General features: G+C 59.1%; 15 protein-coding genes and 1 pseudogene. 8 read left to right on the top strand and 8 right to left on the bottom strand.

What is annotated here, in order from left to right; translation table 11 throughout:
• Positions 1-274, top strand: a pseudogene (locus NW834_RS04290) (cytosine methyltransferase); the annotation flags it as partial.
• A gap of 397 nt (positions 275-671) precedes the next feature.
• On the opposite strand, the gene NW834_RS04285 reads toward NW834_RS04290, so the two are convergent.
• Positions 672-797: a helix-turn-helix domain-containing protein gene (locus NW834_RS04285; RefSeq protein ID WP_414426224.1), complete on the bottom strand. Its 126-nt coding sequence runs from the start codon at positions 795-797 to the stop codon at positions 672-674.
• Positions 798-963: 166 nt separating this feature from the next.
• On the opposite strand from NW834_RS04285, the gene NW834_RS04280 reads away from it, so the two are divergent.
• Positions 964-2247, top strand: coding sequence for a competence/damage-inducible protein A (locus NW834_RS04280; RefSeq protein ID WP_414331859.1), 1284 nt, complete (start codon positions 964-966; stop codon positions 2245-2247).
• 102 nt (positions 2248-2349) lie between these two features.
• Complete coding sequence (locus tag NW834_RS04275; RefSeq protein WP_414418701.1) at positions 2350-4518, top strand: M48 family metalloprotease; 2169 nt, start codon at positions 2350-2352, stop codon at positions 4516-4518.
• 30 nt (positions 4519-4548) lie between these two features.
• On the opposite strand, the gene typA is transcribed toward NW834_RS04275, so the two are convergent.
• From typA to glpX, 4 genes are all read right to left on the bottom strand, one after another.
• Positions 4549-6366, bottom strand: a complete 1818-nt coding sequence (gene typA / locus NW834_RS04270; RefSeq protein WP_414387766.1) for a translational GTPase TypA — start codon at positions 6364-6366, stop codon at positions 4549-4551.
• Positions 6367-6534: 168 nt separating this feature from the next.
• On the bottom strand, positions 6535-6642 hold the full coding sequence (gene psb30, locus NW834_RS04265) for a photosystem II reaction center protein Ycf12/Psb30 (protein WP_011433833.1): 108 nt from the start codon (positions 6640-6642) through the stop codon (positions 6535-6537).
• Between the two features lie 107 nt (positions 6643-6749).
• Positions 6750-8045 carry a glutamyl-tRNA reductase gene (locus NW834_RS04260; RefSeq protein WP_414342169.1) on the bottom strand — a complete coding sequence of 432 codons (1296 nt, stop codon included), beginning with the start codon at positions 8043-8045 and terminating at the stop codon, positions 6750-6752.
• A 326-nt stretch (positions 8046-8371) separates the two neighbouring features.
• Positions 8372-9415, bottom strand: a complete 1044-nt coding sequence (gene glpX, locus NW834_RS04255) for a class II fructose-bisphosphatase (protein WP_414342167.1) — start codon at positions 9413-9415, stop codon at positions 8372-8374.
• A gap of 258 nt (positions 9416-9673) precedes the next feature.
• Between glpX and NW834_RS04250 the strand changes: the two genes are divergently transcribed.
• Complete coding sequence (locus NW834_RS04250; RefSeq protein ID WP_414418702.1) at positions 9674-9949, top strand: DUF1830 domain-containing protein; 276 nt, start codon at positions 9674-9676, stop codon at positions 9947-9949.
• 58 nt (positions 9950-10007) lie between these two features.
• Here NW834_RS04250 and NW834_RS04245 read toward each other — a convergent pair whose 3' ends face one another.
• Complete coding sequence (locus NW834_RS04245; RefSeq protein ID WP_414409136.1) at positions 10008-10274, bottom strand: hypothetical protein; 267 nt, start codon at positions 10272-10274, stop codon at positions 10008-10010.
• A gap of 166 nt (positions 10275-10440) precedes the next feature.
• On the opposite strand from NW834_RS04245, the gene NW834_RS04240 reads away from it, so the two are divergent.
• Positions 10441-11049: a peroxiredoxin gene (locus NW834_RS04240; protein ID WP_011433828.1), complete on the top strand. Its 609-nt coding sequence runs from the start codon at positions 10441-10443 to the stop codon at positions 11047-11049.
• A 167-nt stretch (positions 11050-11216) separates the two neighbouring features.
• Here the strand turns inward: NW834_RS04240 and NW834_RS04235 are convergent, their stop codons facing one another.
• Positions 11217-11651 carry a photosystem I reaction center subunit II PsaD gene (locus tag NW834_RS04235; protein WP_369791755.1) on the bottom strand — a complete coding sequence of 145 codons (435 nt, stop codon included), beginning with the start codon at positions 11649-11651 and terminating at the stop codon, positions 11217-11219.
• Positions 11652-11885: 234 nt separating this feature from the next.
• Here NW834_RS04235 and NW834_RS04230 point away from each other — a divergent pair, with 234 nt between their 5' ends.
• Together NW834_RS04230 and NW834_RS04225 are read left to right on the top strand one after the other, a co-directional pair.
• A complete protein-coding gene (locus NW834_RS04230) occupies positions 11886-12749 on the top strand; it encodes an arginase family protein (protein WP_414418703.1) in 864 nt (287 codons plus the stop codon).
• A 36-nt stretch (positions 12750-12785) separates the two neighbouring features.
• A complete protein-coding gene (locus NW834_RS04225) occupies positions 12786-13433 on the top strand; it encodes a class I SAM-dependent methyltransferase (protein WP_414418704.1) in 648 nt (215 codons plus the stop codon).
• 42 nt (positions 13434-13475) lie between these two features.
• On the opposite strand, the gene NW834_RS04220 is transcribed toward NW834_RS04225, so the two are convergent.
• Entirely contained in the window at positions 13476-13991 is a 516-nt protein-coding gene (locus tag NW834_RS04220) for a TIGR02652 family protein (RefSeq protein ID WP_011433824.1), read from the bottom strand.
• Between the two features lie 301 nt (positions 13992-14292).
• Here NW834_RS04220 and rimP point away from each other — a divergent pair, with 301 nt between their 5' ends.
• Positions 14293-14763, top strand: coding sequence for a ribosome maturation factor RimP (rimP, locus tag NW834_RS04215; RefSeq protein WP_011433822.1), 471 nt, complete (start codon positions 14293-14295; stop codon positions 14761-14763).
• The last annotated feature ends 31 nt before the right edge of the window (positions 14764-14794 follow it).

The raw sequence follows: 14794 nt of genomic DNA, 5'->3' as shown, positions 1-14794 counted from the left end.
GACCCAAGCCTGGTTCGAGTGCGTGGCGTGCGGCTATGAGAATAACGCCGATCGCGGCAGCGGGCCGGAGGCCTTTCTGGTCGGTGCCATCAACATCCTTGCTCGCGGGATACAGCTGTTGCGAGACGAAGGGCAGGACACGGCCGACGCTGCGGTCGGGATGCGGGTGGGTGAACCACCCGTGTCAGCCCGGATGGCCTGTGGATCGAACTGCACGGGCGGTCGGAAGCAGGAACCCGCCGAGACGACTGCGCAAGGAGCCATCCATGCGTAGCGTGGTAGGAATCTCCGGCCTAAAGGCCGGGGAGGATGTCAATGCTTGTTTCCCGTACTGCTCAGCCACAGCCTCTGGCCGTTCCTGGAACGCACTACGCGCCCACCAGTAGCAAGCGCACCGTCTTGGCATGTAGCTGGCGCTGCTTTCTGACCGCTATCTTGGAGGTCTGAAACTTGAGCAGCAAGACAATAAACCAAGACAATAAACAATGTCAAGTAATGTCAAAGAAAATGTTAAAGAATAAATGTCAAAGTTGTCCACCCAGAACCTGGCCGCCTTGGCGCTCATCCCGCAAGTCTTGAATGGGCCAACGCAAACAATGACTGCCACTTTCTGGTTTGGTACGGGACTGCCTTCGCCCGATCTGGTAGAGAAGGCAAGATGTGGTGAGTAGCTACTTGCATCCAGGTGGACGCTCGCCTTCTAAAGACTTCAGAGAATCTAGGGTGCGGTTATAAACAAACCGAGCTGTTCCCAACCACTGCTGCAGCGTCTGTCGCTGTTGTGCTGTCGGATACATCTCGTCCCCCAATCTTTTTGCCGGCGCCGGAGATGGAAACTTGCCGGTTGTCTCACCGCCATTTGGAATGGCCAACTGCAAGCCCAAAATCTGGGGGCGCGCAGGGAGGCCGAGACCTCCCTGCTTGTATACTTCTCTTGCGGCTGAGCTGAGCTCGAGGCCAAGCATGATCCCACCGCAAACTGCTATTCCCCAAGGGGCTGAGATCCTCTGCATCGGCACAGAATTGCTTTTGGGAGAGATCACCAATACCAATGCCCAGTACTTGGCAGCCGAGTTGGCGCAACTGGGGATCCCCCACTATTACCAAACGGTGGTGGGGGATAACGAGGCCCGCATTCACCACGCGCTGGAGGTGGCCTGTGGTCGTTCCAGCTTGATTCTGATCACCGGGGGTTTGGGGCCGACGCCGGACGATCTCACCCATGAGGCGCTGGCTTCCTTTTTTGGGGCGGAGATGGTGGAGCACCCCCAAGTGTGGGAAGAGATCCTGCAAAAGTACGGGCAGCGGGGCCTTGTGCCCTCGCCGAGCAATCGCAAGCAGGCTTTTCTGCCCCGGGGAGCGAGGGTGTTGCCCAACCCGCTGGGCAGCGCCTGTGGCCTCATCTGGCAGCCCCGGCCCGACCTGCACATTCTCACCTTCCCTGGGGTGCCGCGGGAGATGCAACACATGTGGCGGGAGACCGCCGTGCCTTATCTGCGCTCCATCGGCTGGGGAAAAGAGGTGTTCTACAGCCGGGTACTGCGCTATTGGGGCATTCCCGAATCGACGCTGGCCGAACGGCTGGGATCCCTGTTGGCGGGGGAAAACCCTACGGTGGCTCCCTACGCCAGCCAGGGGGAGGTACGCCTGCGGGTTACCGGACGTGCTCCCAGTCGTGAAGAGGCCCAAGCCTTGATCGCCCCGGTGGTGGAGCAGATTTTACAGATTTCTGGAGAAGACTACTTCGGCAGCGATGACGCCACCTTGGCCGGTGTGGTGGGGGAGCTGTTGCTGCAACGGGGTCAAACTCTGGCGGTGGCAGAATCCTGCACCGGCGGGCTGCTGGGGCAGTTGGTGACCGGGATCCCGGGCAGCTCCCGCTACTTTGTGGGGGGGATCGTGGCCTACGACAACCGCATCAAGGAGCAGCTTTTACAGGTGAATCCGGAAACCCTGCGACAGCACGGGGCCGTGAGCGAGGCGGTGGCCGCCCAAATGGCGCTGGGGGCCAAGCAAGTCCTGGGCTCCAACTGGGCCTTGAGCATCACCGGCATTGCCGGGCCAGAGGGAGGCACCGCCACCAAGCCAGTCGGTCTTGTGTATCTGGGTTTGGCGGATCCGCAAGGGAAGGTGGAAGTACACGAGTACCGGTTTGGCAGCCTGCGCGGCAGAGAGGGGGTGCGTTGGTGGAGCGCCCAGACGGCTCTGGATCGCTTGCGGCGGCGCTTGCTCTGCTACCCCCTTTAGGGGGGATCCAGTCTCTCGGGGTTGGATCCCTGAGTAAGCTGGGGGAGCAGATGGATCCAACCGATCTCCAGAAGCAGACCCTACCAGGCAAGGAGCAAGCCGATGATCCCCGATGCCGTCCAGGCGGGCAAGGAAGCCCTGCGGCAGGGCCGCCTTCAAGAGGCCATCCAACTTTTTGAAGGCTACCTGGCCCAATCCCGTCAGCAGGACAAAGCATTAGGGATCCCGGCAGACTCATCTGACGGCGAAGCCCTGGAAGCCCAAATGAACCTGGTGCGGGCCTACCACCAGTTGGGCCAGACGGAGAAGGCACGGTCCCTCTGCCTAGAGCTGCTGCAACACCCCAACCCCCAGGCGCAAGGCTGGGCCAAGAAGATCTTGCTTCGCCTGCCCACTGCAACAGAGTCCCTGGCTGCTCCGTCCGCCAAACCTGTCGAACCGCGTTCTGCTCCCCCAGAGGAGCCGTCTCCTGGAGCGGGATCCCTGTCCACCCGTCAACGGGCCGCCCAACTGGGTATGAAGATCCCCCTGCCGGAGCGGGCCGGCCCCCTGCATTGGGCCAAGTGGGGATCCCTGGGGGTGGGCATTGTCTTCCTTTGGTGGCTGAGCTTTGTGTTGGTAGGCAGCCATCTGGATTTTGGCCGGCTGAGTTTTCCGCGGCAGCTTTGGTTTTTGCAGGGGTTGCTGCCCTGGCTGCGCAATGGCCTGCGGTGGTTGGTGGCCGGCAGCCTGGCGGTCAACTTTGGAGTAGGCCTTCTCTTTTTTGCCCCCTGGCTGATGGATCAGCTCCACCAACGGCTGCACAAGTTGCGTTGGGCCAGGCTTGGCGAAATCGAACGCCACAGCCCCGAAACGGCGCGCCTGCTGCAGCGCATCTGTGCCCAAAACCGGCTAAAACAGCCCCGACTGGGGGTGATCCCGGATGCTGGGCCGCTGGCCTTTGTTTACGGCACTTTTTCTGATGGCTGCCGCATTGTGGTCACCCAAGCCCTGTTGCAGCAGCTTTCTGAGGATGAGATTGCCGCCGTCTACGCCCAGGCCCTGGGGCGAATTGTTAATGGAGATATCCTGGTCATGACCCTGCTGGGATCCCCGATTCAACTGGTTTACCTGGCCTTGGAGCAGGTGAGCAAGCTGGGGGAGGGGCGCGGCCAAAGTCGGCGGCGGGATCTGATCGGGCATGTGGCCCCTCTGCTCTACCTCATCTACACGGTGCTTTCCTATCCCCTGTTTTTCCTCTCCCGCCTGGGCACCTACCATGCCGACCATTTTGCCGTACAGGCAACCGGCAACCCGAACGGGCTGATCGCTGCTCTGCTCAAATCGGCTGCCGGCTTACAAGAGGCCCACAAAAACGACCGCCGACCTTCCTCGCTGTTGCACTGCACCCGCCTGTTCAGCTTTTTGGACTTCAAAACCATCGCCGCTGCCAGTGCTGCCGCCCGCCTCCAGGATCCCTCCCAAGCTGGCCAAGTCTTTCTTTGGGATCAAATCAACCCTTGGGCCCGCTGGATGCAGGTCAATTCCAGCCATCCGCTGCCGGGGCACCGCTTCAAGGTCTTGGCGGGATATGGAGAGCGGCTGCGCCTCCTGCCGGAGCTGAGCCTGGGATCCGGGTCCAAATTGGATGTGGCCCGCCTGCAAAGCCGGTTTTGGCTGGATCTGGCCATCTACGCAGCCGAAGTGGTCGGGATCCTCATTGGCTGGCTGGTGGGGCTGATCCTCTACCTGCTGCTGCAAAACCGTCTCGATCCCAAGGTGATCGCGGCAGCAGCGGTGGTGGGCTACGGGGTGGGCTTGTGGGCCAAAGCGGGGTTGATGTACGGGGGATCCCTGCCGGCAAGGCCGACGGATGTGCTCAGCTTGCTGGCGGATCCCGACGCGGATCCCCGCCGCGGACAATGGGTGGAGCTGGAGGGGGAGTTGGTGGGACTGGGCCCCTCCGGCTATCAACTGGGGGCAGAGCTGAAGCTGCAAGAGGCCACAGGGCTGATCCCGGTGCGCTTCACCTCCCCTCTGGGCCCGGTGGGCAATGTCTTTTCCGGCCTGAAGCGGATCCGCGCCCTGGTGGGCCGGCGCGTCAAAGTGGTGGGCTGGTTCCGCCGCGGCAATACTGCTTGGGTGGATCTGGCCTACGTCCAGGTGGGATCCAATAAGCTGCACAGCCGACCGCGCCTTTGGCTGGTTGTGTTCGGCTTGGGAGTCATCCTGCTGGGGATTTGGGGGGCGTTCTATTTCCCCAACTTGGCCTCTTACCTGCGGCGGTGGTGAGCCAGGCTCTCTTCCAGTTGGCTGAGAAAACTAGCGGCGAGAGGGCGTTAACTGTGCCTTGCGCAGGCGCACCGACTGGGGCGTGATCTCCACCAGCTCATCCTCGCCGATGTATTCCAAAGCCCGCTCCAGGGTCATCTCCACCGGCGCTTGCAAGTGCACCAGCTCCTCCCCGCCCGCAGCCCGGTGGTTGGTCAGTTGCTTGGTCTTGCAGACGTTCAGCTCCAAGTCTTGGGGACGGTTGTGCTCGCCCACGATCATGCCCTTGTAAACGCGGGTACCTGGCGTAATAAAGAATACACCTCGATCTTCCGCATTCTTGAGGGCATAGGTAGTGGCCACCCCTTCTTCAAAAGCAATCAGCACCCCGTTGCGGCGCATTTCCATCTCAGAGGTCAGGGGACGGTATTCCAAAAAGCTGTGGCTCATGATCCCCTCGCCGCGGGTGATGCGGATAAACTCCCCCCGAAAGCCGATCAGCCCTCGCGCCGGAATGACAAACTCCAGCTGAGCCCGACCATCGGATCCCACCATCATGTTCTGCATTTCTCCCCGCCGTTGCCCCAGCCGCTCGATGCAGGCCCCCACCGTCGCTTCCGGCACATCCAGCACCAAACACTCATAGGGCTCATAGGGCTGGCCGTTGACCTCGCGGAAAATTACCTTCGGTTGCCCCACCTGAAACTCATAGCCTTCCCGCCGCATGGTTTCTAGCAGGATGCCCAGGTGCAGCTCGCCCCGCCCCGACACCAAAAAGCGATCCGGCGAATCGGTTTCTTCCACCCGCAGCGCCACGTTGGTTTCCAGCTCCCGCATCAGGCGCTCCCGCAGTTGCCGCGAAGTTACAAAAGTACCCTCTTGCCCGGCGAAGGGGGAGTCGTTGACGCAGATCATCACCTGCAATGTGGGCTCGTCCACTTTGATGAGCGGCAGAGCCTGGGGATTTTCGGGAGAGGTGAGGGTGTGGCCAATGTTGGCCTCGGCAAACCCCGCCACAGCAACAATGTGGCCGGCGGTAGCTTCCGTCAGCTCGATGCGCTGCAGGCCCTGAAAGCCGAACAGCTTGGTTACTTTGCCCTTGGCAATGGATCCATCCTCTTTCACCACTGCCAATGGATCCCCCAGGCGGATGGTGCCGTTGTGGATCTTGCCGATCACAATCCGGCCCAGGTATTCCGAATACTCCAGCGTGGTGACCTGCAGCTGCAGGGGCTTGCCGGGATCCCCAATGGGAGGTGGGACATGCTTGAGAATGGCCTCGAAAAGAGGCTTCATATCCAGGGATCCGCTGTACTTCCCTTCCAGAAAGTCTTTGAGATGGGCTTCTTCCAGGGCAAAGCCGCGCAACCCAGAGGCAAATAGATAGGGGAAGTCGCACTGGTCTTCGTCTGCCCCCAGCTCCAAGAACAAATCCAGCACCTTGTCGACGGCTTTGTAGGGCTCGGCGCGAGGCCGATCAATCTTGTTGACCACCACAATTGGGCGCAGGCCCTTCTCCAAGGCTTTGCGCAGCACAAAGCGGGTTTGCGGCATCGGGCCTTCGTTGGCATCCACGATCAACAAGCAGCCCTCCACCATCCCCAGCACCCGCTCCACCTCGCCCCCGAAATCGGCGTGGCCAGGGGTGTCGACGATGTTGATCAAGGTTTCGCCGTAGCGGACGGCTGTGTTTTTGGCCAAGATGGTAATGCCCCGCTCCCGCTCCAGCGTGTTGGAGTCCATCACACAGGTGGGAATGTCTTCCCCCTCCCGAAAGATGCCCGCCTGGCGTAACAGGGCATCCACAAGGGTAGTTTTGCCGTGGTCGACGTGGGCAATGATGGCAACGTTGCGGATGGGGAGTGACATATTAACCATTGACCAGCAGGATGTCGCCCTACAAGCAGGAGTGCCCTAGGGATTTCTTTACAACTCTAACGCAAAGGAGCGTTACGTTGCTAAACACTCCTGGCTTTGGGCTTAGCCCCAGCACTCCCAAAGGGTTATCCCGACTGCCTCAATATCCAGAGGGATCCCCTACATATCGGCGCCGCGCAGATAGAGCAGCAGGATGACCGCCGGGCCTGCCAAGACAATCAAGGCCAGCAGGGCCAACTGCACAAAAACTTCGTATTGTCCGAACATAATCCCAGATCCTGTGGCTTACGCTTTGTATCCTAAGGGGTGCCCTCCACCCCAGATGGGAGAGCTGTTACAATTCTTCAAGTCATGCGCTCTTCGCCAAGGGATCCCTAGCGCTCCTGCTGGGCTTGAAACACCACCGGATCCAGGTTGAACAGTTCCTGCAAGATCCGCATGGCTGCCCGCCGCGCCTCAATATCCCGTTTGGCCCGCAGTTGCACCATCGGGTCGTGCAGGATCTTGTTGACGATGCCGCGGGTCAGGGCGTCGATCACCTCCAGGTGCTTCTCGGCAAAGTCCTTGCCCAGGCGGGAGAGAGCTTTTTCCATCTCCTGCTCGCGGATGGACTCCACCTTGTGGCGCAGGCTGGAAATGGTGGGCACCGTCTCCAGAGAACGCCACCACTCCATGAATTGATCCACCTCCTCTTCCACCAGGGCCTCGGCAGCCAGAGCCAGCTTTTGCCGTTGGGCGCGGTTTTCTTCCACGATGCGGGAGAGGTGATCCACATTGAACACCTGTACCCCCTTCAGCTTTTCCACATCGGGATCGATGTTGCGGGGCACAGAGATATCCACCAACAACAGCGGCTGATCTGGCTGCAGCACCCCTGCCAGTTGCTGGTAGGTGAGGATCGGCTGGGTGGCACCGGTGCTGGTGAAGACCAAGTTGGACTCGGCCACGCTGCTCAGCAGCGACTCCCAGGGCAACACCTGGATCGGCTGCTCGAATTGCTTGGCCAGGGCTTCGGCCCGCTCCAGGGAGCGGTTGACCACCGTGATATCGACTGCCCCTTTGGCCAACAGGTGCTGCACCAACAGACGGGCCATTCTCCCCGCCCCCACCACGGTAACTTTGCCCTGAGAGAGGGATCCCTGCTCTTGCAGAGCCAACTCCACCGCTGCCGAGCTGATGGACATGGCGCCGGTGCCGATCTCCGTTTCGGTACGGACGCGCTTGCCGGCGGTAATGGCTGCCTTAAAAAGGCGATTGAGGATGCGATCCATGCCGTTGCAGGCTTGGCCCAGTTGCTGGGCTTTTTTCACCTGCGAGAGGATCTGCCCTTCTCCCAGCACCAAGCTGTCCAGACCGGCAGCCACCCGCATCAGGTGGGTTACCGCATCCTGGTAAAGAAGGGTAAACAGGTGCGGACGCAGTTGGGGCAAGGGGATCCCTTTCAGCTCAGCCAAGAACTGCATCGTCTGCCGGACACCACTCTCCATTTCTGAGGTGACGATGTAGACCTCCAGCCGGTTACAGGTGCTGAGGATCGCAGCCTCCTCAATGTGGGGGTGGGCGCGAAGCTGCTGGATCGTCTCTCCCACCTCCGCCTCCGCGATGCTGAGGCGCTCCCGAATCTCTACGGGAGCTGTGCGATGGCTAAGACCGACAACCGCGATAAACATGCCTCTCCGTCGTCTGTACAGCAACAGCAAAAGTTATTAAAAACAAAAACTCTGAACAAAAGCAAATATTGTTTCAGAGAGAAAGCAAGAGCTGTGACCGATACGAGGGGATCCCTTGACTCGGTTCCAGCAAGCTTAGGTAACTTTTCTCAGCCTACCTAAACCCTAAAACCAGTATCGAACCGGTTTTGCCGGATTTTGCTGAAGAGTTATTACGTTTTCACGGGTTGGGGCTTGATAGATTTCGTAACTTTCCCAAAAAGGCAAGGGCGACCTCCAGCAGGGGAAAGCCGCCCCGATCTGCGAGGATGTTAGATAGGGATCCCTTAGCGCAGTTGCAGGCCGCGGGGCTGTTGGCCGTCTTTCATGTGGATGGTGTCCACAAAGCGCACCGTGCGGGATTGGCTGGAAATCACCAAGGTCTCGGTGCGGGCCCCACCCCCAAAGAAACGTACCCCGCGCATCAAGTCGCCATCCGTGATCCCGGTAGCAGCAAAGAGCACTTCCTTGCCACTGGCCAGCTCTTCACACTCCCACACCTTGTCGGGATCCTCGATGCCTTTTTCTTTGAGTTCCCGTCGCGTTTCCTCCACGGGTGGCAAGTAGGTGCCTGCCTGAACCACCTCGGGATCGTAGATCAGCCGACCCTGGAAGTGGGCGCCCAAGCACCGCAGAGCGGCTGCCGAGATCACCCCCTCAGGAGCAGCTCCGATCCCCATCAGAGCATGAATGCCGGTGCCGTTGAAGCCTGCCGAGAGAGCCGCCGAGATGTCGCCATCGGTAATCAGCTTCACCCGCGCCCCCGCCTCTCGAATTTGGCGAATCAGATCGAGGTGGCGCTTGCGATCCATGACCACCACCGTCAGATCCGACACCTCCCGATCCAGGCTTTCGGCGATGATCTTGAGATTTTTCTCTGGCGGATAGTCGATGTGCACCTTGCCCTTGGCCTGGGGCGGAGCCGCCAGCTTTTGCATGTAGATGTCCGGGGCGTGGAGAAGGCCGCCTTTCTCGGAGATGGCCAGCACCGCCATAGAGCCGTTTTGGCCTTTGGCCACTAGGTTGGTGCCCTCGCAGGGATCCACAGCAATATCGATCTCCACCAGCTCTTCCACGCGGCAGAACTGCTCAGCATCCGGGCGGGTACAGATGCCCACCTCTTCGCCGATGTAGAGCATGGGGGCCTCATCGCGGGTTCCTTCCCCGATGACGATGCGACCGCGCATAGGGATCTGGTTGAGTTTCTCCCGCATGGCCTCTACAGCCACCTGATCTGCAGTCTTGTTGTCCCCTTTGCCCATCCAGCGGGCGGCGGCAATGGCAGCCTGCTCCACGACTTCGATGATCTCTAGCCCCAACTTGTTGTCCACGATGTGCCCCCTTGCTGATCTCGGAATGGTGAAGGCCAACTTAAGGATATCTTCAGACTCTTCCCCTCAGTTTACCAGGGCAGGCTTCTCCTCGGGATCCCATTCTCTCAACCCCAATAAGCTGAGAGAACAAATCTCCCAAAGCCAGTCAGGAAGAGCGATCCCCGTCTTGGCGGCTTACTATTGCCGCTTGGGGATCAGGGATGGTAGCCTATTTTAAGGGCAATAAGTTTTTCTTAACGCAATTAAAAAAACGCAATGAAAAGATACGCTTTTGTCAACCGTTCCGGACAGGTTCAGGTGATCCGCACGATCCCCGGCCACTGGGAGCGCACCCTCTTTCCCGGCCAGCAGGCGATTTTTGAGGCGGAGCCGGACGACTATCTGGAAGTCTACAGTTGCTGCTGCTCCACCGCCATCCTGGAAGAGCGCCGCCTCTGTCGCTATCTGGTGGATTCTTCCTCGCCTGAGGTTGACCTCTACCTGTGGTCATCTTCACACCGGGGAACTCTGGCGGATGCGTTGAATGGTTGACAGGCTCTAGCGGCTGGCTGCCCCATAGGGGCAAGAGGACTGGGTTTGCCCAGGATAACTAGATTGGGGATCGCTTCTCCTGAGGCCGATCCCCGGATTTTTCAGAGGGCGGATGCGGATCTGGAGAAGGGGCATCGGGGGGACGGGTCAGGCAACTGCCCCGCGCAGCATTGCGAAAGGTATCGATGCGCTCCACACAATTTTGATGGCCGCAATAGGGGCAATACAGGCGATCCCCAGGTTGGGGCTCCACATCGGCCTGGCTCCACCACCGCCGACAGCGGTCACAACAGAAGTGATAGAGGAACTCCAGCGCCACCCTCATGACAACAGGATCCCTTGCAGAGCTGAGCCGATCAGCATGGAAAAATGGGCATTATCCGGATCCCAGCAGTTGGGATCCGTCGCTATCTATTTAAGGCAGAGTCATTATGAGTATGGTATGTTAGGTTTGGTTTACATTTGCACTTTACCGCAAGGAGCGTTGATTTATGTCTCAGGAAGGATGCCTGCGAGTGGGGCAGCCCGCTCCCGATTTTTCCGCCACCGCCGTCTATGACATGGAATTCAAGACGGTGAAGCTCTCCGACTACAGGGGTAAGAAGTATGTGGTGTTGTTTTTCTACCCCTTGGACTTCACCTTTGTCTGCCCAACGGAGATCACGGCCTTCAGCGACCGCTATGACGACTTTGCCAAGCTGGATACCGAGATCCTGGGTGTTTCAGTGGATAGCGAATACTCTCACCTGGCCTGGATTCAAACCGACCGCAAGGCTGGAGGGGTGGGTGAGCTGAGGTATCCTCTGGTCTCTGACCTGAAAAAGGAGATCAGCGCTGCCTACAATGTCCTGGATCCGGAAGCGGGTGTGGCGCTGCGCGGCCTGTTCATCATCGACAAAGAAGGGATCATCCAGCACGCCACCATTAACAACCTGGCCTTTGGCCGTAGTGTGGATGAAACCTTGCGCACCCTGCAAGCCATCCAATACGTGCAATCTCACCCCGATGAAGTTTGCCCGGCCAACTGGCAGCCCGGCCAGAAAACCATGCACCCCGACCCAGTGAAATCCAAGGAGTTCTTCGCGGCGATTGCCAAGTAGGTTGGCCCCTGGGATCCCTGGCTACATATAGGAGATCCCCAGCGCTTCCGGGCGTAGCTTCAGCTCAAGGTGGGCTGGAGCTTTTTTGTCGAAAACAGGCAAGCAAAAGATCCCCCGACCTTGCTAGGGGATCCTGAAACCCAGTAGGGAGCGAAGCTGTGGGGAGTTCAATCCCAGGGTTTCCCGCCGGTGAACTTGTAGGTAATCGGCTCCTTGTTTTTGCCGATGTTGCGATCCACTTTGCCGACGGGCTCACGGCCTTCGTTGACCTTCTCGGGAAAAACGCCATCTTTGGGATGCACCAACACAGGCTCTCCACCCGCCGGAATGCGGAAGATCTGGTAGTCGTTGATCTTGTAGTCGGATCTCAACTGGGCACCCAGCGCCAAACACTGCTCTTTGCGGGCAAAGGTGAGAAAGTTTTTGCCTTCCACCATTTCGGCAGCGCCGCCGGTGGGCATTTCAAACACCTGCCCCGGCTTGCCCGTCCAGGTGATGACGTATTTTTCTTCGGTTTCGGCTGCGCTCAACAGCCCCCCGGTGGATCCCCCAAATAGAGGCAGCTTTGCTCCCTGACGAGGATCGCCTTCCATCACAGCCATAGTCTACCTTTCTCAACTCGTTGTGGTTTGCGGTGGTTTGCCTTGTCCAAACCGCGGTTTGCGGCGCGAAGCACTTTGAATCTACCACTGACTCGATTTTTGGCCCCAGTTCCGCCTGGGAACTGTAATCTTTCGTAGCAGACTGGCTGGCTCTCGGACGGATCCCTGGGCGCCCTGTAGGCCACCATAGAACAAGCCGGAGACCCACAGCTTTCTGGAAAAGGAACAGCGCCCATGGCCCAGTGGTCCCTCCATCCCAGCTCGCAATCCAACGCTAGGGTCATTCTCATTCCCACCGCCTTTGGCCACGATACTCAGGCTCCGATGGCCATTCTCAATGCCGGTTCGGAGCTGTGTGCCTTCGAGCCGAGGTTGGGGATCGATGTGGATAAGCTGGCGGTGGCGCAGTTGCCGGGGCTGGTGGATGAGCCTCCCTACGGCATGTGTGAGGCGGCGGTGACTCAAGCTTGGAGACGACAACAATGGCCGGTGCTGTTGCCTTCGGTCTTGGCCGCCAGTTGGGGGGCCATTCGTGCCCTCTGGAAGCACTACCCAACTCTGAGTGTGGTGCATTGCAGCGCTCATGCCAACCTGATGCCGCCCCCGGAGATGACCCAGCCGGATCAAGATACAAGCTATGGCAGTGCTGCCTGGGTGGAGTTGCTCTATCAGCACAAGCTGCCGGTGATCCATGTGGGATTGCGCAGCGGCAGTGCGCGGGCCTACGCATGGCTGAAAGCCCACCATAGCCCAATATTCTGGGCCCAAGATGGCTGGGATCCCCAGCAGGTGGTGGCCTCTTTGCCGGATCAACCGGTGTTTTTGGTGGTGGACTGCAGTGTGCTGGATCCTTCCTTAGCGCCCGCCGTGCATCACCCAGAGCCAGGGGGGGTGAGTTGGTTGCAACTGTTGCAGACCTGTGAGGCCATCTTTGCTGCTCGTCCTGTGGTTGGCCTTTCGCTGGGAGGGGTGGCGGTGGGATCCGCAACACGGCAAACCGCTCGTGTGGTGGCCCGCCTGCTCAATTGGTTGCTGGCCTGCTATGCCCTCCACTCCCTGAAGGTGACCGCTCAACCGCAACCTGCCCAGACTGTTTAAGCTGCTCAGGTCTGAACATTCATTTGGGATGGTCGAATGAACCTCTATCGCCGAATAATCTTCCCGCGGCTGTTGGATTTAGCTCTCTCGGGGGAAGGGATGGAGCGCTATCGGCGGCAGCTTCTGGCCCATGTGCAGGGATCCGTTCTGGAGATTGGTTTTGGCACCGGCCTCAACCTACCCTGCTACCCAGAGCACATTCGCAAGATCACAGGGGTAGATCCCAATCCCGGCATGGGATCCCTGGCTCGTCGGCGCATTGCCTCTTCTCCCATCGCCGTTGATTGGCAAGTGGCGGATGCCCAGGAACTGCCTTTTCCAAGCCAGAGTTTTGATAGCGTGGTTAGCACCTGGACATTGTGCAGCATTCCCAATGTGGCCAAGGCTTTAGGGGAAATCCGGCGGGTGTTGCGAGCGGGGGGCAAGCTGTTTTTTCTCGAACACGGCCTCAGTGAGGATCCCCAGGTGCAAAGATGGCAAAATTGTCTTAACCCTATACAAAAGGTAATCGCAGATGGCTGCAACCTCAACCGAGATATGGCCCGGTTGATCCGAGAAGCGGGGTTTCGGTTTGAGCAACTGGAGCGGTTTTATATGGCCGACCAGCCCAAGTTTATCGGCTACACCTATCAAGGCATAGCACTCCCTGACCCGGAAGGAAGCTGCGGATCCCAGGGGGCTTGAGCAGCCACCGATTCTTCAATGGCTCTCTACCTGTTCGCCTTTCTAATCACACAGTTGCAGACGGGATTGCGGCTGCCGCATGGCCGGGTCGATCTCGTAGGTCAGCTCAAAGTTGATCACCCGCCAGCGCTGAGGGGATCCACCCCTATCCTCTGGGATTTGGGAGCTGAAGCTGACGGGCAAGCCATAGAGGCGAGGTGGGCCAGGACGACGGTGGGATCCCTGCTCCAGATAAGGGGTGAGCAGCTGGCGGTAGCGCTCGGCCACGATCACCTGAGTGGCTCGCATTCCTTGCATGCGCAGCCGATCCAATTCTTCATGAATCTCAAAACGGATCCCATCGGCGTGGGTGTGCTGACGAAACCAGCGACCTTCCCAAAAGCGCCAGCGCCGTCCGGATTGCAGGTGTACCAGCTCCTCTTGTTCGGCATCCGCCTCAAATGCACCATGGCGAGGGCAGAGGTAGGTATCGGTCAGGGTGAGGGCCGCAATCGTTTGCCGACAGTGGGGGCACTGAATGCTGGGGCCGAAGATCGGGTAGGAAAAGGCAACAGTCATAGGAAACCCCACAAAACGCGGCTGGATATCTGGGCAAATCCGCAGTTGTCCACATTATAGATGTTGCCTTTTGGGGATCCCCATGACAAAACCGGGGGAGATCTTCTAAATTAGGAGGTAAGGGGGATGCGCTCAAAGTCTGTACTGATTCTGGGCGAGCCTCAAGGAGCTCCGCGATAGCAACGGGGAGTGGGTGGTGCCCACTTCTTTGCTTTTTGAGGGGGCTTACTGTCCCCTTTGCCAGCTCCGGCTCAAAGGGGTTTGGATCTGGCGGCAACACCCGGTTGGTGACAAGTTGGTTATGGTTCACCCTCTTATTCCACAGTTGGAGAGCTTGGCCCGTCCCTTGGCCGCTCAACTGGGATACCAGTTGGTGCAGATGGTTTTCCACACCAACCAGCATCCGCCAGTTCTGCGGGTGGATATCCGCCCACTGGATCCCGACCGAGAAACCAGCCATGCCGATTGCGAAGCCATGAGCCAAGCCTTAGAAGTCGAGCTGGATCGGGTGGATCTGATCCCAGGCCAGTATGTGTTGGAGGTGTCCAGCCCTGGCATCAGCAACCTTCTCACCAGCGATCGCGACTTTGTGGTTTTCAAAGGGTTTGCGGTGGAGGTGACCTTGGATCCACCCTACAAGGGCAAAGCCGTTTGGTCAGGACACCTGCTGGGTCGGGATGAGGAGAGGGTTGCCTTATCCCTCAAGGGGCGGCGAGTCCAGTTGCCCCGCGCTTCGGTGCAGCGGGTTGCCCTCTCATCGGAAACTGACTAGGAGACCGGAGATAGAGAGAGCGTTTGACCGC

Source organism: Synechococcus sp. R60.1 (genome assembly GCF_047461835.1).
GTDB lineage: Bacteria > Cyanobacteriota > Cyanobacteriia > Thermostichales > Thermostichaceae > Thermostichus.
This window is presented reverse-complemented; position numbering and strand designations above follow the sequence as displayed.